At 70.7% G+C, this 26,205-nt stretch carries 20 protein-coding genes and 3 tRNA genes; 11 read left to right on the top strand and 12 right to left on the bottom strand.

Going from position 1 to position 26,205, the window contains the following annotated elements:
- Positions 1–155: 155 nt before the first annotated feature.
- The 3 genes from ddaH to ACIHIX_RS38090 all read left to right on the top strand — a co-directional run bounded on the left by ddaH (position 156) and on the right by ACIHIX_RS38090 (position 3,038).
- Positions 156–932: a dimethylargininase gene (ddaH, locus tag ACIHIX_RS38100; protein WP_399964555.1), complete on the top strand. Its 777-nt coding sequence runs from the start codon at positions 156–158 to the stop codon at positions 930–932.
- A 226-nt stretch (positions 933–1,158) separates the two neighbouring features.
- Positions 1,159–2,133 carry an acyl-ACP desaturase gene (locus ACIHIX_RS38095; RefSeq protein WP_399964553.1) on the top strand — a complete coding sequence of 325 codons (975 nt, stop codon included), beginning with the start codon at positions 1,159–1,161 and terminating at the stop codon, positions 2,131–2,133.
- Positions 2,134–2,198: 65 nt separating this feature from the next.
- On the top strand, positions 2,199–3,038 hold the full coding sequence (locus tag ACIHIX_RS38090; protein ID WP_399964551.1) for a hypothetical protein: 840 nt from the start codon (positions 2,199–2,201) through the stop codon (positions 3,036–3,038).
- A gap of 9 nt (positions 3,039–3,047) precedes the next feature.
- On the opposite strand, the gene ACIHIX_RS38085 is transcribed toward ACIHIX_RS38090, so the two are convergent.
- Positions 3,048–3,124, bottom strand: a tRNA-Trp gene (locus ACIHIX_RS38085).
- 90 nt (positions 3,125–3,214) lie between these two features.
- Here ACIHIX_RS38085 and ACIHIX_RS38080 point away from each other — a divergent pair.
- Together ACIHIX_RS38080 and ACIHIX_RS38075 are read left to right on the top strand one after the other, a co-directional pair.
- Complete coding sequence (locus ACIHIX_RS38080; protein WP_399964549.1) at positions 3,215–4,618, top strand: hypothetical protein; 1,404 nt, start codon at positions 3,215–3,217, stop codon at positions 4,616–4,618.
- Entirely contained in the window at positions 4,619–6,415 is a 1,797-nt protein-coding gene (locus ACIHIX_RS38075) for an AAA family ATPase (RefSeq protein WP_399964547.1), read from the top strand.
- 3 nt (positions 6,416–6,418) lie between these two features.
- On the opposite strand, the gene ACIHIX_RS38070 is transcribed toward ACIHIX_RS38075, so the two are convergent.
- From ACIHIX_RS38070 to ACIHIX_RS38055, 4 genes are all read right to left on the bottom strand, one after another.
- Positions 6,419–7,594 carry a ribonuclease inhibitor gene (locus ACIHIX_RS38070; RefSeq protein WP_399964545.1) on the bottom strand — a complete coding sequence of 392 codons (1,176 nt, stop codon included), beginning with the start codon at positions 7,592–7,594 and terminating at the stop codon, positions 6,419–6,421.
- Entirely contained in the window at positions 7,591–8,922 is a 1,332-nt protein-coding gene (locus tag ACIHIX_RS38065; protein ID WP_399964543.1) for an SDR family NAD(P)-dependent oxidoreductase, read from the bottom strand. The genes ACIHIX_RS38070 and ACIHIX_RS38065 overlap by 4 nt, the downstream gene beginning before the upstream one ends.
- A gap of 32 nt (positions 8,923–8,954) precedes the next feature.
- Positions 8,955–9,026: transfer RNA gene (locus ACIHIX_RS38060), tRNA-Asp, on the bottom strand.
- A gap of 10 nt (positions 9,027–9,036) precedes the next feature.
- Positions 9,037–9,108: transfer RNA gene (locus ACIHIX_RS38055), tRNA-Ser, on the bottom strand.
- A gap of 97 nt (positions 9,109–9,205) precedes the next feature.
- Here ACIHIX_RS38055 and ACIHIX_RS38050 point away from each other — a divergent pair.
- Positions 9,206–11,677, top strand: coding sequence for a hypothetical protein (locus ACIHIX_RS38050; protein ID WP_399964541.1), 2,472 nt, complete (start codon positions 9,206–9,208; stop codon positions 11,675–11,677).
- On the opposite strand, the gene ACIHIX_RS38045 is transcribed toward ACIHIX_RS38050, so the two are convergent.
- Positions 11,658–11,903, bottom strand: a complete 246-nt coding sequence (locus ACIHIX_RS38045) for a WhiB family transcriptional regulator (RefSeq protein ID WP_399964539.1) — start codon at positions 11,901–11,903, stop codon at positions 11,658–11,660. The two genes, ACIHIX_RS38050 and ACIHIX_RS38045, sit on opposite strands and share 20 nt — an antisense overlap.
- A 196-nt stretch (positions 11,904–12,099) precedes the next feature.
- Here ACIHIX_RS38045 and ACIHIX_RS38040 point away from each other — a divergent pair, with 196 nt between their 5' ends.
- On the top strand, positions 12,100–12,891 hold the full coding sequence (locus ACIHIX_RS38040) for a VOC family protein (protein WP_399964537.1): 792 nt from the start codon (positions 12,100–12,102) through the stop codon (positions 12,889–12,891).
- A 72-nt stretch (positions 12,892–12,963) separates the two neighbouring features.
- Here the strand turns inward: ACIHIX_RS38040 and ACIHIX_RS38035 are convergent, their stop codons facing one another.
- The 3 genes from ACIHIX_RS38035 to ACIHIX_RS38025 all read right to left on the bottom strand — a co-directional run bounded on the left by ACIHIX_RS38035 (position 12,964) and on the right by ACIHIX_RS38025 (position 16,094).
- The gene (locus tag ACIHIX_RS38035; protein WP_399964535.1) at positions 12,964–13,977 is read right to left on the bottom strand and encodes a LacI family DNA-binding transcriptional regulator; all 1,014 of its coding nucleotides are present in this window, start codon (positions 13,975–13,977) and stop codon (positions 12,964–12,966) included.
- A 183-nt stretch (positions 13,978–14,160) separates the two neighbouring features.
- Positions 14,161–15,087, bottom strand: a complete 927-nt coding sequence (locus tag ACIHIX_RS38030) for an ornithine cyclodeaminase family protein (protein WP_399964533.1) — start codon at positions 15,085–15,087, stop codon at positions 14,161–14,163.
- Between the two features lie 26 nt (positions 15,088–15,113).
- Entirely contained in the window at positions 15,114–16,094 is a 981-nt protein-coding gene (locus ACIHIX_RS38025) for a multicopper oxidase domain-containing protein (RefSeq protein ID WP_399964624.1), read from the bottom strand.
- Positions 16,095–16,292: 198 nt separating this feature from the next.
- Between ACIHIX_RS38025 and ACIHIX_RS38020 the strand changes: the two genes are divergently transcribed.
- Together ACIHIX_RS38020 and ACIHIX_RS38015 are read left to right on the top strand one after the other, a co-directional pair.
- Entirely contained in the window at positions 16,293–18,773 is a 2,481-nt protein-coding gene (locus tag ACIHIX_RS38020) for a ThuA domain-containing protein (RefSeq protein WP_399964531.1), read from the top strand.
- Entirely contained in the window at positions 18,770–20,965 is a 2,196-nt protein-coding gene (locus ACIHIX_RS38015) for an OmpL47-type beta-barrel domain-containing protein (RefSeq protein ID WP_399964529.1), read from the top strand. Before ACIHIX_RS38020 ends, ACIHIX_RS38015 begins: the two co-directional genes overlap by 4 nt.
- On the opposite strand, the gene ligD is transcribed toward ACIHIX_RS38015, so the two are convergent.
- A complete protein-coding gene (gene ligD, locus ACIHIX_RS38010; RefSeq protein ID WP_399964527.1) occupies positions 20,952–21,977 on the bottom strand; it encodes a non-homologous end-joining DNA ligase in 1,026 nt (341 codons plus the stop codon). The two genes, ACIHIX_RS38015 and ligD, sit on opposite strands and share 14 nt — an antisense overlap.
- 75 nt (positions 21,978–22,052) lie before the next feature.
- Here ligD and ACIHIX_RS38005 point away from each other — a divergent pair, with 75 nt between their 5' ends.
- Positions 22,053–23,123, top strand: coding sequence for an ATP-dependent DNA ligase (locus ACIHIX_RS38005; RefSeq protein WP_399964525.1), 1,071 nt, complete (start codon positions 22,053–22,055; stop codon positions 23,121–23,123).
- Between the two features lie 10 nt (positions 23,124–23,133).
- Here ACIHIX_RS38005 and ACIHIX_RS38000 read toward each other — a convergent pair whose 3' ends face one another.
- A complete protein-coding gene (locus ACIHIX_RS38000; RefSeq protein ID WP_399964523.1) occupies positions 23,134–24,324 on the bottom strand; it encodes a zinc-dependent alcohol dehydrogenase in 1,191 nt (396 codons plus the stop codon).
- Between the two features lie 223 nt (positions 24,325–24,547).
- On the opposite strand from ACIHIX_RS38000, the gene ACIHIX_RS37995 reads away from it, so the two are divergent.
- Positions 24,548–25,567, top strand: a complete 1,020-nt coding sequence (locus ACIHIX_RS37995; protein WP_399964521.1) for a DUF3048 domain-containing protein — start codon at positions 24,548–24,550, stop codon at positions 25,565–25,567.
- 27 nt (positions 25,568–25,594) lie between these two features.
- Here ACIHIX_RS37995 and ACIHIX_RS37990 read toward each other — a convergent pair whose 3' ends face one another.
- A complete protein-coding gene (locus tag ACIHIX_RS37990; RefSeq protein WP_399964519.1) occupies positions 25,595–26,059 on the bottom strand; it encodes a MarR family winged helix-turn-helix transcriptional regulator in 465 nt (154 codons plus the stop codon).
- Positions 26,060–26,205: the final 146 nt, after the last annotated feature.

The raw sequence follows: 26,205 nt of genomic DNA, 5'->3' as shown, positions 1-26,205 counted from the left end.
GACGGGCCCCTCCCGGCCGTGGTTACCGCCGCGTATCTCAGGAGGGCCACAGCCTCGCATCGGGGGTTTTGTGCGCGCGGGCCCGCCCTGCATGATGGCTGACCGGCGCCGCTTTTCCGGGGCGCCGCCACCTGCCGCCGTTACGGAGTTTCCTCGTGCCCAGCAAGAAGGCCCTCATCCGCCGCCCCAGCCCGCGCCTCGCCGAAGGCCTGGTGACGCACCTCGAGCGCGAGAAGGTCGACGTCGATCTCGCGGTCGAGCAGTGGGAGGCGTACGCCGAGGCCCTGCGTGCCCACGGCTGGGAGACGATCGAGGTGGAACCGGCCGACGACTGCCCGGACTCGGTGTTCGTCGAGGACACGGTGGTCATGTACAAGAACGTCGCCCTGATCACCCGGCCCGGCGCCGAGTCACGGCGCGAGGAGACCGCCGGGGTCGAGGAGGCCGTGGCCTCGCTGGGCTGCTCGGTGAACTGGATCTGGGAGCCGGGCACCCTGGACGGCGGTGACGTCCTCAAGGTCGGCGACACGATCTACGTCGGCCGCGGCGGCCGTACCAACGCGGCGGGCGTCCAGCAGCTGCGGGCCGCCTTCGAGCCGCTCGGGGCGCGGGTCGTCGCCGTGCCGGTGAGCAAGGTGCTGCATCTGAAGTCGGCGGTGACAGCGCTGCCGGACGGGACGGTCCTCGGGAACATCCCGAAGGTGGACCGCCCGTCCCTCTTCCCGCGCTTCCTGTCCGTGCCGGAGGAGGCGGGCGGTCACGTCGTGCTCCTCGGCGGTCACAAGCTGCTGATATCGGCGAGCGCGCCGAAGACCGCCGACCTGCTGGCCGACCTCGGCCACGACCCGGTCGTGGTCGACATCAGCGAGTTCGAGAAGCTGGAGGGGTGTGTGACATGCCTCTCGGTCCGCGTCCGGGAGTTGTATGCCTGACGAGTGAACGGATCAACCGTTCGGCCCTGGGACCTGCGGGTCCTGGGGCTTTTGCACAGGCCTCCGAAACCCTTGGGAACACTGGCTGATCAGGGATCTTTACATCGCGCTTAACCTACGGCTTCGTAACCTACGGGTTCGTAGCCTACGCTCTCGTAGGTTCCGGCAACCGCTCGCCGGTCACCCGGCTTTCCCCCGCTTTGTTACGCGTCCCCCTGGAGTTCCCGTGACGATCACTTCCCCTCACCTCGGCAGCCCCGCCGTCTGGACCGACGCCAAGCTGTTGTACGCGTTGGAGGAAGTGGTCGAGACCGAGCTCAACCGGCATCTGAAGGTCACCAAGGACTGGATGCCGCACGAGTACGTGCCATGGAGCGACGGCCGCAACTTCCCGGGCTTCTTCGAGGACGGCGAGGCCTGGGACAAGGAGCAGTCCAAGGTCACCGAGATCGGCCGCATCGCGCTCGTCGTGAACCTCCTCACCGAGGACAACCTCCCCAGCTACCACCACGAGATCGCCTCGCTCTTCGGCCGCGACGGCGCCTGGGGCACCTGGGTGCACCGCTGGACCGCCGAGGAGGGCCGGCACGGCATCGTGATGCGCGACTACCTGCTCGCCTCGCGCGCGGTGGACCCGGACAAGCTGGAAGCGTTCCGCATGGCCCACATGAGCGAGGGCTTCGAGTCGGACAACCGTCACTCGATGCTGCACTCGGTCGCCTATGTCGCCTTCCAGGAACTCGCGACCCGTATCTCGCACCGCAACACCGGCCACCAGTCCGGCGACCCGGTCTGCGACCGCATGCTGGCGCGCATCGCGACCGACGAGAACCTCCACATGGTCTTCTACCGCAACCTCCTGAAGGCCGCGTTCGAGCTCGCCCCCGACCTGACCATGCAGGCCGTCCGGGACGTCGTCGTCAACTTCCGCATGCCCGGCCACGGCATGCCCGGCTTCGAGCGCTTCGCCGCGCAGATGGCCATCGGCGAGGTCTACAACCTGCGCATCCACCACGACGACGTCATCCAGCCCGTGCTGCGCTTCCTGAAGATCATGGAGATCGACGGCCTCGGCCCCGAGGGACAGCAGGCCCAGGAGGAACTCGGCCTGTTCATGGGTGCTCTGGACGCGGAGGCTTCGAAGTTCGACGCGAAGCTCGCGGCGCGCAAGGCGCGGATGGCGGCACGCGCGGCGGGCTGATCACAGCAGGGGCGGCCGTCGATTTTCCGGTGCGGTCCGCCCCTGACCGGCGGCATCATGCCGCCATGCGAGAGAACACCAGGGCGGAGAGGTCGGTCGCGTTCCTGCTCGGCCTCGTCGACGAGGAGACCGCCGTACGGATCCGGGCCCGGACCGGCCTGCCGGAGCCCGAGACCCCCGCGCAGGCCCGGGGACGCGTCACGCGCGCGTGGACCTGGGCCCGCGGCCTTGAGGCCTCCGTGGCGCTGTGGATCATGGAGAACGACGACCCGCAGCTCAACGCCCTGGTGTGGCGGCACATCCCGACCGACTCCGGTCTGCGCCGCGCCATCGCGCGCGGAGTGCCCTTCGCGGCCGGTCGTGTCGATCCCCTGCCGGTCGACGTGACCCTGCCGGGGCAGGAACCCGAGATTCCCGAGAGCTACGCCCGCCATGGTCTCGTCGGCGCGCTGCGCCAGGTCACCACGGTGCACCAGGGACGCGCCGCGGCGTCCATGGTCCTGACGCGCGCCGACTGGGCGACGGTCGGCGCGGCGGACCGCGAACGTCCGCTGCCCGGCTACGCGCGCTGGGCGCTCAACGTACGCCCGGACTGCCCGCCGTCGGTACGGGCGGGCTTCGGCACCCACGCCAAGTTCACCCACCGCCTGCGCCAGGCGGGCGTGTTCGAGAGCGCCGCCGACTACGTGGCCTCCGAGGGCCCCGCCCTACGGGTCCTTGAAGTGCTGTCGATGGGGCGGCTGTTGTTCCCGGCGCGGCTGAAGGAGGCCGAGGCCGCCCTGCGCCCGCTCGTCGAGGAGCACTTGGGCGACCGTGAGGAAGCGTGGGCGGTGCTGGTCCAGCTGGCGGAGACGTTCCACGGGAACACACCGGAACTGATCGTCACGGCGGGTGCCGTCGCGTGACCGCAGGGGGGCGGGGCGGCTGGATTCGAACCAGCGTGTTTCCGGTTTTGGAGACCAGTGCGCCTGCCTCTGCGCTACGGCCCCGCCCTTGACGCCAGATCGTAATGCCTTGGCCCGATGTCAGTGGGTCCTGGTACCAATGAGCCACGGGGGCACATTCGGTACGGGGGCAGGACATGGCGTACGGGGAGCGGGGGCGGCGTCCCCCGGTGGTCGACCTCGCCGACCGCCGGGCGCTGGAGGGGTACCGCCCGGCGGATCCGGCGGTCGTGGCGCAGGCACGCCGGCTCAAGGAGGCGGCCCTGCTGGACTTCGGGCTGACGGAGTCGGCGGTGGCGTCCTGGCTGTACGCCAAGTGCCACCACCAGATCCCGACGACCGCGATCGACACGGCGGCCGTGGTGGCGTCCGGCGACGGGACGTGTCTGCTGCTGTTCAACCCGGACTTCTTCGCCGGACTCGGCCTGGACGGCGTGAAGTTCGTCCTGTTCCACGAGGCACGCCATCTGGTGCACCGCCATCTCTTCGCCGACCCGGAGCTGCGGGCCGACCCGGTCTTCGAGCTGGCGGCCGAGGTGTCCATCAACCACGTGGCCCTGGTCCGGCTCCGCCGCGACGAACTCCCCCTCCTGGACGGCCGGCCGACGGGCGTCGACCCGCGCGCGGTGTACGAGCGGTACCGCGCGGACCTGACCGAGCACGGCCTGGAGCCCGTCCCGTACGAGACGTTCACCGAGACGGACCTGCGGGTGTACGGCGAGCTGAAGCGGATGCACCGTCCACCGGTGCCGCAGCGGCGGCTGTGTGTGCACCTGGGGGGCGACCTCGTCCCGGCCGACCAGGAGACCGTCGACGCGGTGACGTCCTCGGCGCTGCTCAACTCCCTGCTGGCGGCCCGGCGCGGACACGCGGGCGCGGAGCGGGAGTTGCTGGACCTCATGGGCCGCACCGAGGACTGCGGCGCACGCGCGGCGCGGATCTGGGGGCAGCTGGGCGCGGGCGTGCTGCGGGGCGAGACCACGCGCACGCGGACGGTCCACTGGTGGCAGCGCTGGCTGGTCGACGTCCTCGGTTCCAGGCTGCGCGAGGGCGAGCGGCTGGTGTACCCGAAGAAGCGGGGTGCGCTGCTCGCCGCGCTCGGCCAGGACCCGATGCTGGCGCGGCGCGGCCCGGTGCGGGACAAGGTGCTGGTCGTCGCGTACGACACGTCCGGCTCGATGCCGCAGCATGTGATCACCTGGCTCACCGAACTCGTGGGCCGCATCGACGGGGTGGAGGCGCACTGGCTGTCCTTCGACGCGGTGGTGATGCCCTTCGCGCCCGGCGAGCGGGTCTACGGCGGGGGCGGCACGAGCTTCCAGGTGGTCGCGGACTACGTGGAGGGGCGTACGGAGGTCAACGGCCGGCGTTTCGACGTCACGCCGGACGCCGTCGTGATGCTGACGGACGGATACGCGCCACCGATCACGCCCGCCGAGCCGGAGAAATGGATCTGGCTGATCACGGAGGGCGGCAGTGAGTGGCCAGAGACGCACACACCGGCGATGGACTGCCATCGCGTCACCACAGGATCACGGTAAATGACCACGGACACCGAGAAGTTGACCGCCTCCCGGCTCGAGTCGTTCATCGACGCGATGATCGACATGGGGCAGACGGGCCAGATCTTCGGCGAGCACGGCATCGGCAAGACGGCGACGTTCTTCTCCCACCTCGCCCACGCCCGTCCGGACACCACCCTGGTGTACGTCCCGGCGGCGAACCTGACGCCGGACGACCTGCTCGTCAACGCGCCGGTGCGCGACCCGTACACCGGTGAACTGGTGCTGCGCCAGCTGGTGATGAGCCAGCTGAAGCCGGGCACGCCGTTCGTGCTGCTGATCGACGACTCGCTCCAGGCGGGCGACACGATCCAGTCGCAGCTGATGCAGATCGCCTGCAACTGGACGCTGGGCGAGCACGACCTGCGCGCGCTGGGCTGCGTCGGCGTCTTCCTCACCGACAACGAGTCGCTGACGGAGACGTCGGCCCGGCGCGGCGACCTCGCGCTCCTGGACCGTATGGTCACGCTGCGGATCACGGCCAACGACACCTCGTGGCGCCGGCATCTGGCGGCCAAGTACCGCCCGTGGGACCTGCGTCCGGTGTTCTCGCTGTGGGCGTCCCTCTCCCCCGCCCTGCGCGAACTGCTGTCCCCGCGCACACTCGACCATGTCCTCGCCAACGCCAAGGAGGGCTTCCCGCTGCGCTGGGGCCTCCCCTTGGTCGACGGCGACCGGCTGCGCCTCGCCGAGCCGGGTCCGGACGGAAAGCCGGGGCAGAACCGTACGCACGAGATCCTCGACCGGATCGCCGAGGCGGTGGGCGTGGCCAACCCGTCGACGATTCCCGACCCGGTGCGACAGGTGCTGCGCGCCGCCCTGCGCAACCGCTGGACGGTGCTGCTCCAGGGCCCGCCCGGGTGCGGCAAGACGGAACTGGTGCGGGAGACGGTGCGGGCCGGTCTCGGCCGGGAGCCGCTGTACTTCTCGCTGCCGGTGACGAACGTCGAGGACCTGTGCGCGCCGGTCCCGTCGGCCGACGGCACCCTCGACCACCTCCTCGCCGCCCACTTCACCGGCCCCGAGCCCAAGGCCATCGTGTGGGACGAGTACAACCGGCCCAAGGACAAGGCGGCGTTCGCCAAGCTGATGGAGATCACCCAGGAGTGGTCGCTCGCGGGGCGGCGGATCGAGAACCTGCGGGCGCAGATCGCGGTGCAGAACCCGCCGTACCATCTGGGCCGCAAGCTGCTGGTGTCGCGGAACAACATCGCGCAGGCGACGCGTTTCACGGCCTCCCTGGAGGTCGATCCGCAGGACATCCCGGCCAACGAGTGGCTGCTGGCCCGTTACGGCGCGGACGCCGAGACGGTCCTGGAGTGGTGGAAGCACGACATAGACGACGACGGCCGTGCCTGGATCACCAAGCGCACCCTGGAGCGGCTCATCAAGCTGCACCGGCGCGGGCTGCCGCTGGAGATGGGCACGGTGTATCTCGGCGACGGAGAGTACGCGCCCGTGCCGCTCACCGCGCTCCTCGACCGGCTGAGGGGCCGTGAGGTCACCGGTCTGCGGGAGCTGGCCCGCGACGCGGACGCCTGGGAGGCTCGGCTGCGCCGCGCGGCCGAGCGGTCCGAGGAGGGCGGCAACGACACGGACGTGGTCCACCAGATCCTCGCCAACGCGGAACTGTCCCAGCTGAAGAAGCACCGCGCGGTGGTGGCCCGCCTGGTGGCACTGCTGCCGGCCAAGCTGCGGGCGACGTATCTGGTGGGGGCGTCGGAGCGGCAGCAGCGCTTCTGGACGGAGGTCTTCCTGGGGATGCGGAGACAGTAGGCGTCAGGCGTCAGGCGGGGCTGTGCGGTGCACGCTCCGGACGGCGGCCACGTCGGCCGGGACCGCCGGCCGCGGCAGGTGGGCGCTGTGCGTCTCCAGGCGTCGTTTGACGCTGGCCGCGATGCCCTGGCCGAGGACGAAGCGGGTGGCGGTGACGGCGTGGGGCGCGGTGTCGAGGAGTCGGTGGGCCTCGCGGCTGCGCATGCCGGTGTGGGTGAGGACGAGGTGGGTCAGGCGGTGCTCGGCGGTCGCCAGGGTGTGGGCGATCGTGCCGGAGGCTGCCAGGTCGATGCGGTTGTCCGCCGCGCCGAGCACCGCCGCCGCGCGCACCCGGCCGAGGTCCAGCAGGGTGACGCCCGCGGTGGTCGCCGCCGTCACGAGCCGGGCGGCGGCCTGTGGCCCGATGCCGTTGCTGGCGACCGCGAGCCGGGTGAGCCGCCCGTACGGCGCCCGCTCCAGCGCGTCGGCGAGACGGAGGGCGCCCGCGTCCCCCAACCGGGCCGCGGACATGTACAGTTCGTCGATCGCGCCATCGGCGACCACCACTCCGAGCGCCGCCGCGCCCGCCTCGCCCAGCGGGTTCCCGCCGACGAAGAGCCGCTCGACGCGGCGTCCGTTGTCCGCGGCGGCCGACAGCGCGTCGGCGAGGACGGCGGCGGCGGTCGCGTCGAGACCGGTCTGGACGAGGTCGAGGGTGCGCAACGACCGCGCCGACTCGATGAGTTCCGCCGCGGCCCGGCCACCACCGGAACCCAGCGGATTGCGTTTGAGCCACACCCCGGTGACGACCTGCGGCGAGGCCCGCAGCTGGTCGGCGATCCGGCAGGCGCCGCCCGCGGTGATCCCGTTGCAGCCGAGGTAGAGCGTCTCGACCTCGGCACTAGCCCCCGCCACCACCTCGGCCCCGGCATCGCCAAGGCCGTCGGTCCCGAGCAGCAGATGCCGTACCGGTGTCGGGCCGTCCCCCAGCGCCTGAGCGACCAAGGACGCCCCCTCGGCGCCCAGTTCCTGCTTGCACAGGTCGAGGCGCCCGTCGGGCAGTGCCGTACCGGCCGGGAAGTCGAGCCGTTCTCCGGCCGGCCGTCCGGCCCTCAACCAGTCCAGCAGCGGGCCCAGTTCGGCGACCGGGCGCGGCACGACGGACGGCACCCCGGCGAAGCCGCTCGTCTCCTGACTCACCACTCCGCCTCCTGGTAGTCCTTGAGGAACACCCCGGACACGGGCTCCCCTGCCTCGCCGCGCACGATCGGGTCGTACACCCGGGCCGCCCCGTCCACGATGTCCAGCGGCGTCCGGAACCCGGCCCGCGCCATCCGCGCCTTCTTCGGCGCCGGGTTCTCGTCCGTGATCCAACCGGTGTCGACGGCGCACATGTGCACGCCCTGGTCGGCGAGTTCGGCGGCGCTGGTGCGGGTGAGCATGTTGAGGGCGGCCTTGGCCATGTTGGTGTGCGGATGCCCCGCCATCTTGTTGCGGACGGCGAAGCGGCCCTCGACGGCGGTCACGTTGACCACGTACCGACGTGGCCGCGGGGACGCCAGCAGCAGTGGCAGCAGCCGGTCGCACAGCAGCGCCGGGGCGAGGGCGTTGACGAGCTGGGTCTCCAGGACCTCGGCCGGGTCGAGCGCGCCGAGCCGGGCCGACCAGGAGTTCTCCGGGGACGGGTCGGGCAGCAGCCCGGCCTCGTCGGCTTCGCGCAGGGCGACGGGCAGGGACGCGGCGCCGCTCGCCAGCATCCGCATCGGCGTGAACCCGGGCGCCTGCCGGGCGCCCTCGGGCAGCGCGTCGTACTCACCGCCCGCGAGCAGCGCGTACGACTCCGGCGGTCTGCGCACCGTCTGGGCGGCGTTGTTGACGAGGATGTCCAGTGGCTCGCCCTCGCGCCGCAACTCCTCGCACAGGCCGAGCACTTGGCGGGGATCACGCAGGTCCACGGCGAGCACGGTCAGTCGGTCGAGCCACTTCTCGCTGCCCGGCTCGGCCCGGAAGCGGCGCACGGTGTCGTACGGGAACCGGGAGGTGACCAGCAGTTCGGCGCCGTCCCGCAGCATCATCAGGGCCAGCTGGAAGCCGATCTTCACTCGGCCGCCGGTGAGCAGCGCGCGGCGACCGGAGAGGTCACAGCTCAGCGCGCGGCGGGCCGTGTTGTCGGCGGCGCACGACGGGCACAGCCGGTGGTAGAAGGAGTCGACCTCGCGGTAGGGCGCCTTGCAGACGTAGCAGGTGCGGGGCTTGCGAAAGACACCGGACGTGCCGGCCGCCGGGGTCAGCGGCGCGTCCTCGCGCCGTTCGGGGGCGCCGGTCGCCGTCGCCGCCATGGTCCGCGCGTCGGCGGCGGACGCCTCGGCACCCCGGGCCTTGCGCCGCCGCAGCCGTCCGTCGCGGGCGAAGGAGGCGGCGACCTGCTCGGCGGACAGCCGTACGGGGTCGTCGACGGGCAGTTCGCGCAGCTTGCCCACGACCTGGTGGAAGGCGGCCAGTTCCGCCTCACTGATCGCCTCGCCCATGTGCCGTCCCCGCCCCGTGTTCCGCCGTACCGCGGTCCCGACCGGATTCGAACCGGCGTATCCGCCCTGACAAGGCGGCGAGTCTGCCTCTGCTCTACGGGACCTCCGCGCGGGTCCGGACGACCGGATTCGAACCGGTGTGATCGCCTGAGCAAGGCGGTGCGCCTGCCTCTGCGCTACGTCCGGACGCGCCCCCGGATCCTAACCGCACCCCGAACGGCCGGTCGCACGGATTTACGGGACGCCTCCGCGGTGCAACGGTGCCCGCAGGGGGTGACACACCATGGCCCAGACCCATGAGTGGATGTTCTACGAGGTCATGTGGCGCGGCTGGGCGGGTCGGGACCGGGTCCCGTATCCCGTGCCCTGGTGGGCGCAGCAGGCCTTCCGCCGCTGGAGCGACGACTTCGACTCCGGCACGTACGACTCCAAGGAGGCGGCCTTCGCCTCCAACGCCCTGTACCGCTACTGGCACATGGTCGGCGTCAAGGACCATCGCCAGGAGTCCCTGATCGGCCAGGCGGGCGAGATCGAGCCCGTCTACGACAAGTACAGCCTCTGCTTCTTCCTCCACGATCCGGCGACGGGCACCCTGCGGCTGCCCCAACTCCCGGACGCGGGACGGGTGGAGCAGCGGATGGAGGCTCCGCATCTGCCGGTGGTCCTGACGACGTTCCGCACACCGGAGGACGTCGAGTTCGTGCAGCGCACCTTCGCCACGCCGGTCGGCGTGAGCCAACGGGACCTGGTGGTCACGCGGGTGACCGTGGGCAGTCCCACCGGGCAGCCGCGCGAGGGGCTGCTGTGCGCGGCCGTACTGCCCGCCGGTCCGAGCGGCTTCCAGCGGCACGACCGCGACGGCCGCCAGATCACCGACCGGCGCCTGACGTTCCTGCGCCATCTGCCGGACGAGCAGCGGGTGGAGACCAACTCGGGCTGGGGCCCGGTCTTCGACACCGCGCCCGAGCAGTACGGCGTCTACGGCAACACGGACTTCTCCTTCGACCCGGACACCTACCTCACCCACAGCCCGTTCCACGACCTGGTCGTCGGCGGCAAGCTGAACGGCGCCCTGGAGGCGCAGGACCAGGTCGCGGGGATGTGCAGCGCGGTGTTCGCATGGCCGTTCCGGGTGACGGAGGACGAGGTCTTCGAGATCGACGTACGCCTGCCGGTCGACCTGTTCAGCGGCGCGGCGGACCTCGCCGGGCTCCGCGCCACGCCGGCCGCCGAACTGGAGGCCGCCAACCGGGACTTCTGGACGGCGAAGATCCTCGGGCAGGGGGTGCAGCCGGGTCTGCCGCGCCCGGTGGCCCATCTCACCGACCTGTTCCGCCAGTCCCGCACCCAGCTCCTCGTCCTGTCCGACCACGGCGAGATCCATCCGGGCCCCACGGTCTACGACTCCTTCTGGATCCGGGACTCCTCCGTCGAGGCGACAGCGTGTTCACTCGTCGGCGACTCGGCCCTGGTCGAACGGCAGTTGGGTACGCACTACCCGCTGAAGTTCAGTCTCGGGACGGGCCGGATCGGTCCGTGCGCCGAGTACGGTTTCTACGGCGGCCCGCACGAGAAGGACGACCGCGAGTGGGACAGCAACGGCCAGGCCCTGTGGGCGATCGGCCGCTTCGACCGCACGAGTGGTCAACAGGCAGCCTTCGGAACGAAGTTGTACGTCCCCTACGTCCGCGACGCGGCCCGCTGGCTGCGCGACAACCGCGACCGGTACGGCCTGCTGCACAGCGGCTGGAGCGCCGAACACCTCGGCGAGCGCGACAAGCCGCACTACTGGGACGACTTCTGGGCACTGGCCGGGCTCTACGAGGCCGCACGCCTGGCCGAACGGATCGGTGCGCCGGAGGTGGGCGAACTCTGGTCCGCGTTCGACGACTTGAAGCAGGCCACGGGTGACTCGATCCGCTGGGTGCTGGGCGAGCAGCGGGCGCGCGGCGCCTGGGAGACGTACATCCCGACCGGCCCCGGCGACGTCGGACGGCTCGACTCGACGATGATCGGGGCGGCGGCGTACTTCCACCCGCTGCGTCTGCACATGGGCAGCAAGCTGGGCGACGACATCGACCGGGCCGCCCGCCACACCCTCGACACCATGTACGCGCACTTCGTCACCGGCGGCTTCCGGCACGAGGCCGCCTGGCAGGCCTACGGGCCCTACCTGACCCTGCAGTTGGCGCACGCCTGTCTGCTCGCCGGGGACCCGGCGCGCATGGACGCACTGCTCGGCTGGACGGTCGCGGCGGGGTTCCCGAGCGTCGCGGAGCGCGCGGTGGCACTGGGGGCGTGGAACGAGCAGCACGCGTTCCCGATCGCGTCCGACTTCCGCGAAGTGCCGTACGGGCGGTGGTACATGGGGGACATGCCGCACGGCTGGGCGGCCGCCGAGTATCTGCTGTTGATCCGCGACATCCTCTTCTTCGAGGCCGACGAGGACCGCGACCCGCACCTGTACATCGCTGCGGGGGTACGGCCGCACTGGGTGCCCGGGGGTGAACCGGTCACCGTGGACGCCGCGCCCACGCTCTTCGGGGTGCCCTTCGGGTACCGGCTCTCGCACGACCCGGTGGAGCGGAGGGTGACCGTGGAGATCACGCAGGCGCCCGAGGGGGTGCGGTTCGTCTATCCGTGCCGGTTCGGCGAGGTGCGGTCGGCGCAGGCCGACGGGCACGAGCTCGACCGGACGGGCCAGGATGTACGGGTGCCGGCGGGGACGGTGCGGTTCAGTGTGACGTACGCCTGATCTCCAGCCGTTCCTTCTCCGACAGGCCGCCCCACACGCCGAAGCGCTCGTCGTTGTCGAGGGCGAACTCCAGACAGGCGGAGCGGATCGGGCACAGACCGCAGATCCGCTTCGCCTCTCGCACGGAGCTGCCCGGCTCGGGGAAGAAGAAGTCCCCGCCGGTCTGTGCGCAGAGCGCCTCTTCCTGCCAGTCCAGGCCGGGTGGCGTGATCGTTTCGATGAGCATGTGCAGGATCGTGCCGGGCGGCGAAAAACGTTCGATCAACGCCGGATCAACGCCGCGCTCCGAGGCCTCCGGCCGCCCCGATACTGCTCCGCCGTGCGCCCTGACGCACGGCGGCGCGCGGCGTTGCGGGGCGATTGTCGGTGGGCGGTGCGAGACTCGGCAGTGCAGTGAACTGACCCCTCGGAGGAGGGCAAGGATGCTCACCACCCGTTATGTCACCGGCGCACCGAACTGGCTCGATCTCGGCACCCCCGACATCGAAGGCGCCTCCACCTTCTACAACGCCCTCTTCGGCTGGCGCTTCGAGCCCGGGCCGCCCGAGTCCGGCGGCTACGGCTTCTTCCAGCTGGACGGGCGGACCGTCGCGGGCGGCATGCAGAGCACCGCGGAGGACGGCCCGCCGTCCTGGACGGTGTACTTCCAGACCCCGGACGCGGACGCCACCGCGAAGGCCGCCGAGCAGGCGCACGGCAAGGTGCTGATGCAGCCCCTGGACGTGATGGACCAGGGCCGTACGGCGATCCTCGCCGACAAGGCCGGCGTGCCCTTCGGTATCTGGCAGCCCGGCCGCCTCAAGGGTCTCGACGTCACGCAGGAGCCGGGCTCCCTGTGCTGGATCGAGCTCTACACGGCGGACCAGCCGATGGCCGCGTGGTTCTACAACGCCGTCCTCGGCCTGGAGACCTACGGCGTCGACTTCCCGGGCGGCACCTACACGACGATCAACCCACGCGGCGAGTCCGAGAACGCCATGTTCGGCGGCATCATCCCCCTCGCCGACGCGCCCACGGAGGCGGAGGGCGGGCCCCACTGGCTGCCGTACTTCGAGGCCACGGATGTGGACGCGGTGGTCGCCGAGGCGCAGGAGCGGGGCGGCCTGGTCAGGATGCCGCCCACCGACATCCCGGGCGTGGGCCGGGTCGCCCGCCTCGCCGACCCGTACGGGGCCCGCTTCGCGGTGATCAGGAGTGCGCCCGCGCAGGGGTGAGGCGGGCAGGGCCACGGGGAGGCGGAGAACGCCGCTCCACCTCCGCGGGCCGGCTGTGCGGACGCCCGCCGGCTACGCGGACGCCCTGCGCACCAGCGTCGTAGGCAGCACCACTCCGGAGGCCGCGTCCCCGCCGCCCTTGAGCAGCAGGCGGGCCATCAGCCGGCCCATCTCCTCGATGTCCTGGCGGATCGTCGTGAGGGGTGGGTCGGTCTGTTCGGCGATCGGCAGCATGTCGTCGAAGCCGATGACGGCGACGTCGTCGGGGACGCGGCGGCCGTGCTCGCGCAGTACGCGCAGGGCGCCGGACGCGGTGAGGTCGTTGGCGGCGAACACCGCGTCGATGTCCGGGCAGCGGTCGAGGAGCTCGCGCATCGCCCGCTCCCCGCCGCCCGGCGTGAAGTCACCCTCCGCGACGAGCCGCGCGTCGACGTCCCCCATGACATCGCGGAAGCCCTCCAGCCGGTCCACCGCAGACGTCTGGTCGAGGGCGCCGGTGATGTGGGCGACACGGCTGCGGCCGAGGCCGACGAGATGCCGTACGGCGTCCCGGGCGCCGCCCCGGTTGTCGCTGTCGACGTACACCACGTCGTCCCCCGTGCCGTCGCTCCAGCCGGGCCGGCCGCCGAACACGGTCGGGATTCCGGCCCGTTGGATCAGACCGGGCAGCGGGTCGTCGAGGTGGAGGGAGAAGACGAGCGCCCCGTCGACATGCCCCCCGGCGAGATAGCGACCGACCCGGGCGTGATCGTCCCGCCCCTCGGTGAGCAGCAGCACGAGCTGGTTGTCGTGAGCCGTCAACTCCTTGCTGATGCCCCGGAGTTGCAGAGCGAAGAAGGGGTCGGAGAAGACCCGGGTCTCCGGTTCGGCGACGACGACGGCGATGGCGTCATGGCGTCGCGTGACCAGGCTGCGCGCCGCCTGGTTCGGAACGTACCCCAGCTCCTCCACGGCCCGCCGCACCCGCTCGACGAGCGGCTCCCTGACCCCGTCACCACCGTTCACCACCCGCGACACGGTGGCCCGCGAGACCCCGGCCCGCGCGGCCACGGCCTCCAGCGTGGGACGCGGCACTGTCTCGCTCACTTCGGGCCCTCCTCGTGGTTGCGGCCCAGGATAGCCCTGGTCGACGCGGGAGGTGAGAGCGCTCTCGGGAAGCGGGAACAGGGTTGCGGCGGCGCCGGGGCGGCAAGCGGATCGCGGTGCGGGATGCGGCCACGGCCACTGATGCCCGGGCGCCCCCTACGCCGTGCTCGACATCAGCTGACCTCAAGCCAGCAGATCCACCTCTCGCCCCACCCTCCTCCGTCGAGCCTCCCCGTACGCCGCCCACGCGAGCGCCAGGTCCTGCCAGGGGAGTCCCACCGGGGCGTAGACGGTGCGGTCAGTGGCGTCGGCCCTGCCCGGGTGGTCGCCTCGCAGTACCTCCCCGAGGGTGGCGTCCGCCGTCAGGCCCGCCTCCGCCAGCACTCCCATCGTGCCGGCGAGGTCGCGGTCGTCCACGATCACCGAGGCAGCCTCGAGCAGATCCGCGCCCAGCTCCCGCTTGCCCGGCTCGTCCGCGCCGAGGCTGGTGAGATGCTGGCCGGGACGCGTGTCCGCGAGGTGCAGCAGCGGCTCGCGGGACCAGGTCGCCAGCAGGACGGTGTCGGTCGCCGCGGCCACCTCCGCCGCCGAGCCCACCACGCGTCCACCATGTCGCGCCGCGAACTCGGCGGCCCGTTCGCCGTCCGTGTCGTGGACCACCACGTCAAGGGGGGACCGGAGCGCCTTCAGTCCCTGTACCGTCAACTCGGCCTGTGCGCCCGCCCCGACCACTCCGAGAGCATCAACCGCACCGGCCAGCACCTGCGTTCCCAGTGCCGCCGCCAACCCCGTCCGCCACGCCGTCACCGTCGCCGAGTCGATCAGCGCCAGCAACTCGCCGTCCCGGCCGCTGTGGAGACAGATCACGCCCCGCAACGCGGGCCGCGCGCCCGGGAACTTGGCGTTCACCTTCACCGTGTACGCCTCGATGCCCGGCAGCAGCCCGGGGACGAGGGCCGTGGCCGTTCCCGGGAACGGCAGGTCCGTGCGTATCCGCTGCCCGGCCGGCATCGCCTCAGCCGCCGTACGGAAGCCCTCCCTCAAAGCGTCGAGACAGGCCGCCGGGTCCAGTACGCCCTCGATGTCACCGCGGGTGAGGAGAAGAGTCACCCGCCCATGATCCGCCAGTCAGTCGGTCAGTGCTCATGCTCGGCCTCGTGTTCATGGGGCTCGTACCCGGGAATCGTCCCGTCCGTCTTCTTCACCAGGAACAACCCCACCATCCCCATGTCCGAGTGGCTCTGGACATGGCAGTGGTACATCCACGCGCCCGCCCCCACCCCCTCCCCCGCGATCACCTGGAAGCCGAAGGAGTCCGCAGGGCCCACGATCTTGTTGTCGATGACCTGGCTCGGGTCGTCGGGACCGGCGAGCATGCCGGTGCGGTTGTCGGCCCAGCGGTGACCGTGCATATGGAAGGTGTGGTAGTACTCACCGTGCGTGATCATCACGAACTCGACCCGGTCGCCCACCGTGGCCTCGAAGTCGGGGCCGGAGTGGGCGGGCTTGTTGTTGATGAGCATGTCGTTGAAGACGATCGTGTGCGTCGCGTCCGGGAGGATGTCGCCCTTGCGGCGGACGATCACCGGGCCGTACAGGCCCTTGCGGATGCCGCCCGTGCCGTGCTCCGTGCCCACCACGTGGTCGTGGTAGTGCCAGTAACCCGCGCTGCCCGACCGCCAGGTGCCGTCCTTGCGGCGGCCGGGGGCGTGGGTGCGCCAGGTGTAGGTGCGGGTGCCGCCCGGTTCGACGTCGCTCTTGTTCAACCTGGTGCCGTCGCTGGAGATCTCGTAGTCCAGGCCGTGGACATGGAGGCTCGCCCGCACGTCCATCGTGTTCTCGAACTCGATGTGCAGCGTGTCGCCCTCGTTCAGCTCGATCAGCGGGCCCGGGATCGTCGCCCTGCCCTTCTCGAAGCCGTAGCCCATCTGTCCGTCGGCGAGCTTCTCGGCGTACAGCTTGATGTGCCGCACCTCGCCGCCCGCCGGGGCCGTCTTCGCCGGGGTGTCGGCGCTCGCGGCCTCCGGTGCGACGGACAACGATGTCGCGACGGTTCCGGCGCCCACGACGGCCGCGCCGCCCAGCAGCACTCGTCGATTGAACCCGCGCCTGTCCATGCGGAACATGCGGAACTCCCCACCCTGGGACGGAATTTGCGGAGACGCACCTGTGATGAACCTGTGAGACGGTACCGGCCGTTCCGCTGTTTATCCACACTCAGGACAAAGTTGGCCCCAACTCGGTCATAGGTATTGGCGAGTTGCGCAAAGACGTCTAGCTTCCTTGGCGCTGTCGCTGTGACCGAGGAGGTGCCCATGCACTTACGAGGGTTGAGCACGAGAAGACGGATCGGTGTGGCGGGCGTGACCGCCGGGGTCGTCGTGGCCGGGCTGATGTCCGGCCCCGTCGCCACCGCGCGCCCGGCGCCGGAACCGACGCTGACAACGATGTCCATCAAGTCGCCGCCGGGCGGCGCGAATGTACGGGTGCTGGTCTTCTACGGAACCGCCGCGGCCGGCGAGGAGTCGCCGGTCGTGAACGCCGGGATCGAGGCCATCGAGAAGATCGGCTTGTCCGGGCCGGCCGATCAGCGGTTCAGGACCGTGGCCACGGACGACGCCTCGGTGTTCACCGATGAGGCGAAGCTCGGCCGGTACAACGCCATCGTCTTCCTCACCGGGGGTGGCGACATCCTCGATCCCGAGCAGGAGGCGGGACTTGAGGCCTACATGGAGGCCGGCGGCGGGTTCGTCGGCATCCATGACGCCGCACGCGCCGAGCCGTACTCGGACTGGTTCACGGGGCTCGTCGGCGCCCGGCCCGCCGCCTCCGGTCCAACCGCCGTGCAGCGAGCTGTTGTCGAGGTGGGTGATCGGCAGCATCCGGCGACCAAGGATCTGCCCGTGCAGTGGAAGCGGCCGGACCAGTGGTTCAACTGGGCCAAGAACCCGTCGGGTTCCGTGCACACCGTGGCCCGGGTGCGTGAGTCGACGTATCAGCCGGGGGACGGGAAGAACGGCTGGGACCATCCGGTCAGTTGGTGCCGTGACTACGACGGCGGGCGCTCCTTCTACACCGGCATGGGCGGCACGGTGTCGTCGTACGACGAGACCGACTTCCGTGCGCATCTGCGGGGCGCACTGATGTGGACCACCCGGATCGCGCAGGCCGACTGCAAGGCCACCATCACCGGCAACTACAAGGCCGAGCGCCTCACCCAGCCCAACCAGCCGGGGCGGAACGACCAGATCGGCGAACCGCACGGCCTGGTCACCGCCCCCGACGGCCGGGTGCTCTACATCGGGCGGGGCGGCGCCGACTCCTCCCAGCCGGTGGTCACCGACTGGAACAACCCCGACGTCGGCAAGGGCCAGGGCGAGATCCACGTCTACGACCCGAAGACCAAGAAGGTGACCCTCGCGGGCGCCCTGACCGTCTTCGGCAACAAGGGCGGCGGCGACGAACTGGTGAAGGTCGAGGAAGGGCTCCTCGGCATCGAGCTCGACCCGCGGTTCGAGGAGAACGGGTGGGTGTATCTGCACTACACCCCGCACTCGCGGATCAACCGCGACAGCCGGACGGCCGAGCGGCGCGTCTCCCGCTTCACCCTCGACCTCGCCACGAACAAGCTGGACCTGGGCAGCGAGAAGGTGCTGCTCAAGTGGCCGGTACAGATCCACAGTTGCTGCCACGCGGGCGGCGGGATGACCTGGGACTCCAAGGGCAACCTGTACATCGCGACCGGCGACAACAACTCCAGCCGGTTCAGCGACGGCTACTCGGGCAACAACCCGGAGCCGAACTACAAGGGCGTCTCCTTCGCCGACGCGCGCCGCACCGCCGGCAACACTCACAACCTCAACGGCAAGATCCTGCGCATCCACCCGGAGGCGGACGGGACCTACACCCTTCCGCAGGGGAACCTCTTCACGGGCCAGGAGACCGACGAGGGCGGCGGCAAGACCCGCGGTGAGATCTATGTGATGGGGGTCAGGAACCCCGCCCGCATCTTCGTCGACCAGAAGACCGACATCCTCTACGCGGGGTGGGTCGGCCCGGACGCCTCGGCGCCCTCGACGACCTGGGGTCCGGCGAAGTACGACACGTTCGCCGTCATCACCAAGGCGAGCAACCGGGGTTGGCCGTACTGCATGGGCAACAAGCAGCCCTACCGCGACCGTAACCTCCCCGACCCGACGAAACCGCTCGGCTGGTACGACTGCGACCACCCGAAGAACGAGTCCCCGAACAACGACGGCCTCGTCAACCTCCCGCCGGTCACCGGCAACAACATCTGGTACTCGCCCCAGGGCGGCGCCCCGGACTTCCCGCGCGACGCGAACGGCGTCCCGTCGTACAAGCAGGAGGAGTCCACGTATCTGCTGCCGTGGCTGAAGGGCGGCGGCCAGGCCGCGATGAACGGGCCGGTCTACCGCTACGACGCCCAGAGCGCGAGCGCGGTGAAGTGGCCCGCGTACTGGGACGGCAAGTGGTTCGTCGGCGACTTCTACGACGCCGACCAGCCGCGCAACGCCGTCATCACCGACCCGAAGAACCATGGTGAAGGCGGACTCCCCGTGCACTCCGAGTCGTTGAAGAAGATCATCCCGATCGGCAACGACGGCATCAAGAACCTCATGGACTGGAAGTTCGGTCCGGACGGCTCGCTGTACGTCCTCGACTACGGCCGGGGCTTCTTCACCTCGGACGCCAAGTCGGCGCTGTGGCGGGTCACTTACACGGGCGGCGGTCCGACACCGGCCGCTGACCGGCTGGCGAGGGGGGCGACGCGGTGACACGGCAACGAAGAGTCCTCACCGCCCTGTTGGCCGCGGTGCTGCTGCTGCTCGGTCTCCAGGCCGTACCGAGCACCGCCCGGCCCGAGGAGACGGCGGCCGCCCAGACCCTCACCTGGACCGCAGGCGACGACATCACCCGGTACACGTCGGCGCCGACGACCGCGGTGGCCGGGCAGGCGACGATCGTCTTCGAGAACAGCGCGGCCACCGGCAACACCACCGGCATGCCGCACACGTTGACCTTCGTGACCAGCGATCCCGAGTTCAACAGCGACGTCACACTCAACATCCTGGCCAACCCGAACGACGACATGGGGGGCCGGCACACCGCCGAGGTCACGCTCACCCCGGGCCGCTACTTCTACCACTGCACGATCCCGGGCCACGGCCAGATGCAGGGCATCCTCGTGGTGACCGAGGGCGGCGGCACCGACACCACGCCGCCCGCGACGGCAGCGCAGGTCACGGGGACACAGAACGCGCAGGGTGAGTACGTCGGTTCGGCGAGTGTCGCCATCAGCGCCACGGACGAGGCCGGGGGATCCGGGGTCGACAGCGTCCAGTACGCGGTCGGCGACACGGGTGACTGGCTGCCGTACACCACCCCGGTCGTCGTCGACCAGGTGGGCCGTCACACGATCCGCTACCGGGCGCTGGACAAGGCGGGGAACGTCGCCGCGGAGAAGAGCGTCACGTTCACGGTGGTACCACCGGCCTCGGACGACACCACCCCGCCGGACACCTCGGCGACGGTGACCGGTGAGCAGGACGCCGGCGGGGCGTACTTCGACATGGCGACGGTGACCGTGTCGGCCTCCGACACGGGTTCCGGGGTCAGCGGCATCGAGTACGCGGTCGACAGCGGGGCCTGGCAGCCGTACAGCGGCCCCGTGATGGTGCACCAGCTCGGCTCCCACACCGTCCGCTACCGGGCGACCGACAAGGCAGGCAACGTCGCCGCCGAGAAGAGCGTCCAGTTCACGGTCGTCGCGACACCCTCGCCGGACACCACAGCGCCCGTGACGGGTGTGAGTGTCGAGGGCACGAAGAACTCGGCCGGGGCCTACGTCGGCAACGCCAGGGTCATCGTGAGCGCGACGGACGAGGGCGGTTCGGGGGTCGACCGGGTCGAGTACTCGATCGACGGCGGCCCGTACCTCGCGTACACCAGCCCCGTGGTCGTCGACCGCGCGGGCACCCACACCCTCGCCTACCGGGCCACCGACAAGGCGGGCAACACCGCGACGGCCCGTACGGTGACCTTCACCGTGGTGTCGAGCCAGGTGCCCGCACCCAACTGCGCGGAGTTCGACGAGCGGTTGACGGTGATCGTCGGCGAGGTGGACTCGGGTGTGCCGAACCGGCTGACCAACAACCGGTGCCGGATCAACGAGTTGATCGAGGACGAGAGGGAGTGGACGTCTCACGCGCTGTTCCTGAAGCACGTGAAGACGGTCCTGGACAAGCTCCTCAAGGAAGGCGTCGTCGACCAGCGCGAGTACAACGCCGTCCAGAAGGCCGCCCGCCAGTCCGGCATCGGCAGGCCGGGGCAGACCGAGGGCTACCGGAAGATCCTCGACGGCACCGCCGAGTCGTTCGCCAAGTGGCAGCAGGTGGGGGGCGGTTCGTTCGGTCTCAACGCCGACGGGTCCATCACCTCCGGGACCACCAAGGGCGGGCTCGGCATGCTGTGGTTCCCCGAACGCAAGTACGGCGACTTCTCGCTCCGCCTCCAGTGGCGCGACGACGCCCCGGGCACCGGGAACGCCAACGCGGGTGTGTTCGTGCGCTTCCCGTGGGTCCACGACCACCCCGAGGAGTCCCGCCCGGAATGGGTCGCCATCAAGTACGGGCATGAGGTGCAGGTCCTGGACCGGCCCGACGGCGACATGTACAAGACCGGCTCGATCTACGGCTTCGACCGCGTGGGCCTGGCCGGCGCGGGTGTGACCCAGAAGGGCACCTGGAACGACTACGAGATCCGGGTGGTCGACCAGCACTACTCGGTCTACCGCAACGGCGTGCTCATCAACGAGTTCGACAACACCGGCGGCCAGGAATTCGTCCCGCCCCGCTCGGACGACCCGGGCACGGACGGCAGGCGGTTCGTCTCCGGCTACGTCGGACTCCAGGTGCACGGCACGACGGACGTCATCTCCTACCGGGATGTGCGGATCAAGGAGTTGTAGTCCCATCCTTGCGGGCCCTGCTCGGCTGTACCCGCTTGGGCTCCCCCGGCATCTTCGGATACTCGGGCGGGTACGGCAGATCACCGAGCCCGTGGTCGTGCTCGTCGCGGCGGGCCAGTTCCAGCAGGGGCTCCAGCGAGAACGCGTGCTCGTCCATGTCCGCGTGCACATCGCCGAGTTCGGCGAAGCGCGCGGGCATGGTCGCGAGATCGAAGTCCTGCGGATGCGCCACGCCCACCTCGTCCCAGCGCAGAGGTGCGGAGACGGGAGCGTGCGGGCGGGGTCGTACCGAGTAGGCGGAGGCGATCGTGCGGTCCCTGGCCGTCTGGTTGTAGTCGATGAAGATGCGCTCGCCGCGCTCCTCCTTCCACCACTTGATCGTCACATGGTCCGGCATCCGCCGTTCCATCTCCCGTCCGACCGCGATCGCGGCCCGCCGCACCTGGGTGAAGGTCCAGCGGGGCTCGATGGGCACGAAGACATGCAGTCCGCGTCCGCCGGACGTCTTGGGCCAGCCGCGCAGTCCGCCGAACTCCTCCAGCACGTCCCGGAGTTCACCGGCGGCACGGACGGCGTCGTCGTAGTCGGTGCCGGGCTGCGGATCGAGGTCGATGCGGAGCTCGTCGGGGCGGTCGACGTCGTCGCGCCGTACCGGCCACGGATGGAAGGTGAGCGTGCCGAACTGGGCGGCCCACAGGACCGCCGCCTCCTCGGTGGGGCACATCTCGTCCGCGCTGCGACCGCTCGGGAAGGTGATGTGGGCGGTCGGGATCCAGTCGGGCATGTTCTTCGGCGCCCGCTTCTGGAAGAAGTTCTCGCCCGTCACACCGTCGGGATAGCGCTCCAGCGTGGTCGGGCGGTTCCGCAGGGCGCGCAGGATGCCCGGTGCGACGGAGATGTAGTACCGGGCCAGATCCAGCTTGGTGAAACCGCGCTCCGGGAAGAAGATCTTGTCCGGGCTGGACAGCCGTACGGTCCGCCCGGCCACCTCAAGCTCCACCGCGTCACCCATGCGAGCCACGGTAGGCCAGCGGGACAGACCGCGCATACCGGGCGAAATCCATCGGCGGCCAGCAGAATCGGAACCATGGATCTGCCGGTCATGCCTCCCGTGAAGCCCATGCTCGCCAAGTCGGTCGCGAAGATCCCGCCGGGCATGCAGTACGAGGCGAAGTGGGACGGGTTCCGGGCGATCGTGTTCCGCGACCGTACCGAGGTCGAGCTCGGCAGCCGGACCGGCAAGCCGCTGACCAGGTACTTTCCCGAGCTGGTGACCGCCCTCATGGAACGGTTGCCGGAGCGTTGTGTGCTGGACGGCGAGATCGTCATCGCCCGGGACGGGCGGCTCGACTTCGACGCGCTCACCGAGCGCATCCACCCGGCGGACTCCCGGGTGCGGACGCTCGCCGAGCGCACCCCGGCGTCGTTCGTCGCCTTCGACCTGCTGGCCCTGGCCGACGAGTCGGTCCTCGACGTCCCGCTGACCGACCGGCGGGCCCTGCTGGCCGCGGCCCTGTCCGATGTCACCCCGCCGGTCCATCTCGCGCCCGCGACGACCGACATCGACGTCGCCCAGAACTGGTTCGAGCAGTACGAGGGGGCCGGTCTCGACGGCGTCATCGCCAAGCCGCTCGGCCTGCACTACCTCCAGGACGAGCGCGCCATGTTCAAGATCAAGCACGAGCGGACGGCGGACGTGGTCGTCGCGGGCTACCGCCTCCACAAGAGCGGCCCCGTCGTCGGGTCCCTGCTCCTGGGGCTGTACGACGACCGGGGAACCCTCCAGCATGTGGGCGTGTCGGCCGCCTTCACCATGAAGCGGCGCGCGGAGCTGGTCGAGGAACTGGAGCCGCTGCGCATGGACGACGTCACCGGGCATCCCTGGGCGGCCTGGTCGAACGAGGCGGCGCACGAGACGGCACGGCTGCCCGGGGCGCCCAGCCGCTGGTCGGGCAAGAAGGACCTGTCCTGGGTGCCGCTGCGGCCGGAACGCGTGGTCGAGGTGGCGTACGACCACATGGAGAACGGGGCGCGGTTCCGGCACACGGCCCGCTTCCGCCGCTGGCGCCCGGACCGGACGCCGGAAAGCTGCACGTACGGGCAGCTGGAGGAGCCGGTGCGTTACGACCTGGCCGAGATCCTGGGCTCCCCCGACTGACACATGGCGGCTACGGCTTCATCAGCACCTTCACCGCGCCGTCCTGCTTGCGCTGGAACATCTCGTACGCGTGCGGCGCCTCGTCGAGCGGCACACGGTGGGTGGCGAAGTCCTCGACGCCGAGGACGTCGTCGTCGCTCAGGTGCGGGAGGATCTCGTCGACCCAGCGGCGCACGTTGGCCTGGCCCATGCGGAGCTGGATCTGCTTGTCGAACAGGGTGAGCAGCGGCAGTGGGTCGGCCATGCCGCCGTAGACGCCGGAGAGCGAGATGGTGCCGCCGCGGCGGACCAGGTCGATGGCGGTGTACAGGGCGGCGAGCCGGTCGACGCTGAAGCGTTCCGCGAACGGGGCGCTCAGTTTCCGCGGCAGCAGGGCCGTGGCGTTCTGGGCGAGCCGGGCGGCGGCGCTGCCGTGGGCCTCGGTGCCGACCGCGTCGATCACGGCGTCGGGGCCACGGCCGGCGGTACGGTCGCGGATCGCGCCGACGAGTTCCTTCTCGCCGTCGAAGTCCCGCAGGTCGAAGGTCTCCACGCCGCGCTCCCGGGCCCGGTGCAGCCGCTCGGTGACCAGGTCGACCCCGAACACCGTTCCGGCGCCCCGCAGTTGTGCCACCCGGCAGGCCATGTCGCCGATGGGTCCGAGGCCGAGCACGGCGACGGTGCCGCCCTCCGGGACGTCCGCGTAGGCGACGGCCTGCCAGGCGGTGGGCAGGACGTCGGAGAGGTAGACGAAACGGTCGTCGGGCGGGCCCTCGGGCACCTTGATCGGGCCGAACTGGGCCTGCGGGACGCGCAGATACTCGGCCTGGGCGCCGGGTACGGCCCCGTACAGCCGGGTGTAGCCGAAGAGCGCGGCGCCCATGCCCTCGCCGGTGACCTGGGTGGTCTCGCACTGGGTCGGCAGGGCGTTCTCGCACATCCAGCAACTGCCGCAGGCGATCTGGAAGGGGACGACGACCCGGTCGCCCGCCTTGAGGTCGGGCACCCCGGCGCCGACCTCCTCGACGATGCCCATGGGCTCGTGACCGAGGATGTCGCCCGGTGTCATGAACGGGGTGAGCACCTCGTACAGATGCAGATCGGAGCCGCACAGTCCGCTCGACGTGATGCGGATGACGGCATCCGTGGGCTCCTGGATCCCCGGATCGGGCACGGTCTCCACCCGTACGTCCCGCTTGCCCTGCCAGGTGACTGCCTTCATCGCCGCACGCTCCCTTCCCCCCTGCTTCCCCCTTCGGAGGCGCCCCGGGTACCCGGACACACCGGGCCGAACCGCGCTCTGGGCCGCTCGGCGTAGCCATGCGCTCCCCCAGAGGTGTTCACCAGAGACATTCACCCGACCGATCAAATCCGAGCGGGTATGGCCAGCAATGAACAAATAAGCGCACAATCAGGGAAACGAGACTTGGGTGGCGACGGTGGGCATGGGACGAAGGGCGCGCACCGGGCGCGCCGGGACTACGGCGGCGCTCCTGGCCGCCGCGCTGACGGTCGCCCTGGCGGCGGGCTGCACAGGCACGCGCCAAGGCTCCGGCCCGGCGAACGACGACGGGCGGGGCCCCGGCCACACCCAGGAGGGCGGCCAGACCCCGGACCCGAGCCAGGAACCGTCACAGAGCGGGCCGTCCGGCGCGCCCGTCCTCGCCGTGAAGATCGACAACGCGCGGGCCGCCCGGCCGCACACGGGCACCGACGCCGCCGACATCATCTATGCCGAGCAGGTCGAGGGCGGTCTGAGCCGGCTGATGGCGGTCTACGCGACCCGGCTCCCCAAGGTGATCGGGCCGGTGCGCAGCGCCCGGGAGTCCGACCTGGAGCTGCTGCGCCAGTTCGATCACCCGACGCTGGCCTTCTCCGGCGCCCAGGGCAAGCTGATGCCGCTGATCGACAAGGCGCCGCTGAACCCGCAGACACCGGAGAACACCCCCGGCGCCTACTTCCGCGGCACCGACAGGGCCGCCCCGCACAACCTCTACCTGCACCCGTCCCGGCTGCTGCCCGGCGCGCCCGGCGCGGACGCCCTGACCACCGGCTTCACCTTCGGCGCCGCCCCCGACGGCGGCCGCAAGGACACGTCGGAGACCGTGCGCTACCCGGCGGCCCGCTACTCCTTCACCTGGTCGTCGAGCCGCGACCGCTATCTGGTCGCCATGGACGGCACCCCGGCGGTGACGACCGGCGGCAAGCGGCTCGCCCCGGCGACGGTCGTCGTGCAGTACGTGAAGATCCGCAAGTCCGACTTCCACGACTTCCTCGGCAACAACACCCCGTACACCGAGACCGTGGGCTCCGGGAAGGCGAAGGTGCTGCGCGGCGGGAAGGCGTACGACGTCCACTGGGAACGCGAGAGCGCGACGGACGGCACGACGTTCACGACGAGCGGCGGGGACCCGGTGAACTTCGCCGAGGGCCAGGTGTGGGTGCTGTTCGCGAAGGCGCCCTGACGGCTTAGCCGGCGCCGCGACGCCCGCTCAGCGCTGGGCCGCGAGGGGTTCCGCCGGGTTGCGGAGCCCCTCGGCCGCGTCCGCGACCCGCTGGATCAGCTCGAAGAACACGGACTGCTCGTCGGCGGAGAGCGGGGCGAGGAAGACCTGGTTCATCCGGGCCGTGCGGACCGTCAGCTTGCGGTGGGTGCGCACTCCGTCGTCGGTGAGGCGCAGCAGGAATCGGCGGCCGTCCTGCGGGTCGCGCACCTTGTCGAGCAGGCCGCGGCGACCGAGCCGGCTGATCACCTCGGCGATGGTCGACCGGTCGAGCCCGACCCGCTCCCCCACCGTCCGCTGGTCAAGGCCCGGCTCGGCGACGAGCGCGTTGAGGACCGCGAACTGGGGCGAGGTGATCTCCTCCGAGACCATCGTGTTCCACAGCAGGTAGTGGGCCTGCTGCAGTCGGCGGGCCAGGTGCCCGGGGTGGGTGGTGAGGTCCACCGCGACCATGTGCGCTCCCCACGATCGAATTGATTGGTGCACTGAACAATACTCGTCACCCCCATGACTGTCTGTAGCTCGGCCCGTATCGCTGACCTCGCCTTTCTTCAGGGTCTTGACGCCGCACCCTTCCGATGGCAGCGTGAAGGAAACTT

The organism is Streptomyces sp. NPDC051913 (assembly GCF_044593635.1).
GTDB lineage: Bacteria > Actinomycetota > Actinomycetes > Streptomycetales > Streptomycetaceae > Streptomyces.
The sequence above is the reverse complement of the archived record's forward strand: the minus strand, read 5'-3'. Positions and strand labels throughout refer to the sequence as shown.

Bases quoted from the DNA above. Each gene is read 5' to 3' on its own strand.
- ACIHIX_RS38090 (WP_399964551.1), top strand. From the start codon at position 2,199: ATGCGAGAGAACACCAGGGCGGAGAGGTCGGTCGCGTTCCTGCTCGGC.
- ACIHIX_RS38080 (WP_399964549.1), top strand. From the start codon at position 3,215: ATGGCGTACGGGGAGCGGGGGCGGCGTCCCCCGGTGGTCGACCTCGCC.
- ACIHIX_RS38075 (WP_399964547.1), top strand. From the start codon at position 4,619: ATGACCACGGACACCGAGAAGTTGACCGCCTCCCGGCTCGAGTCGTTC.
- ACIHIX_RS38065 (WP_399964543.1), bottom strand. From the start codon at position 8,922: ATGGGCGAGGCGATCAGTGAGGCGGAACTGGCCGCCTTCCACCAGGTC.
- ACIHIX_RS38050 (WP_399964541.1), top strand. From the start codon at position 9,206: ATGGCCCAGACCCATGAGTGGATGTTCTACGAGGTCATGTGGCGCGGC.
- ACIHIX_RS38045 (WP_399964539.1), bottom strand. From the start codon at position 11,903: ATGCTCATCGAAACGATCACGCCACCCGGCCTGGACTGGCAGGAAGAG.
- ACIHIX_RS38040 (WP_399964537.1), top strand. From the start codon at position 12,100: ATGCTCACCACCCGTTATGTCACCGGCGCACCGAACTGGCTCGATCTC.
- ACIHIX_RS38025 (WP_399964624.1), bottom strand. From the start codon at position 16,094: ATGGACAGGCGCGGGTTCAATCGACGAGTGCTGCTGGGCGGCGCGGCC.
- ACIHIX_RS38020 (WP_399964531.1), top strand. From the start codon at position 16,293: ATGCACTTACGAGGGTTGAGCACGAGAAGACGGATCGGTGTGGCGGGC.
- ligD (WP_399964527.1), bottom strand. From the start codon at position 21,977: ATGGGTGACGCGGTGGAGCTTGAGGTGGCCGGGCGGACCGTACGGCTG.
- ACIHIX_RS38005 (WP_399964525.1), top strand. From the start codon at position 22,053: ATGGATCTGCCGGTCATGCCTCCCGTGAAGCCCATGCTCGCCAAGTCG.
- ACIHIX_RS38000 (WP_399964523.1), bottom strand. From the start codon at position 24,324: ATGAAGGCAGTCACCTGGCAGGGCAAGCGGGACGTACGGGTGGAGACC.
- ACIHIX_RS37995 (WP_399964521.1), top strand. From the start codon at position 24,548: ATGGGACGAAGGGCGCGCACCGGGCGCGCCGGGACTACGGCGGCGCTC.
- ACIHIX_RS37990 (WP_399964519.1), bottom strand. From the start codon at position 26,059: ATGGTCGCGGTGGACCTCACCACCCACCCCGGGCACCTGGCCCGCCGA.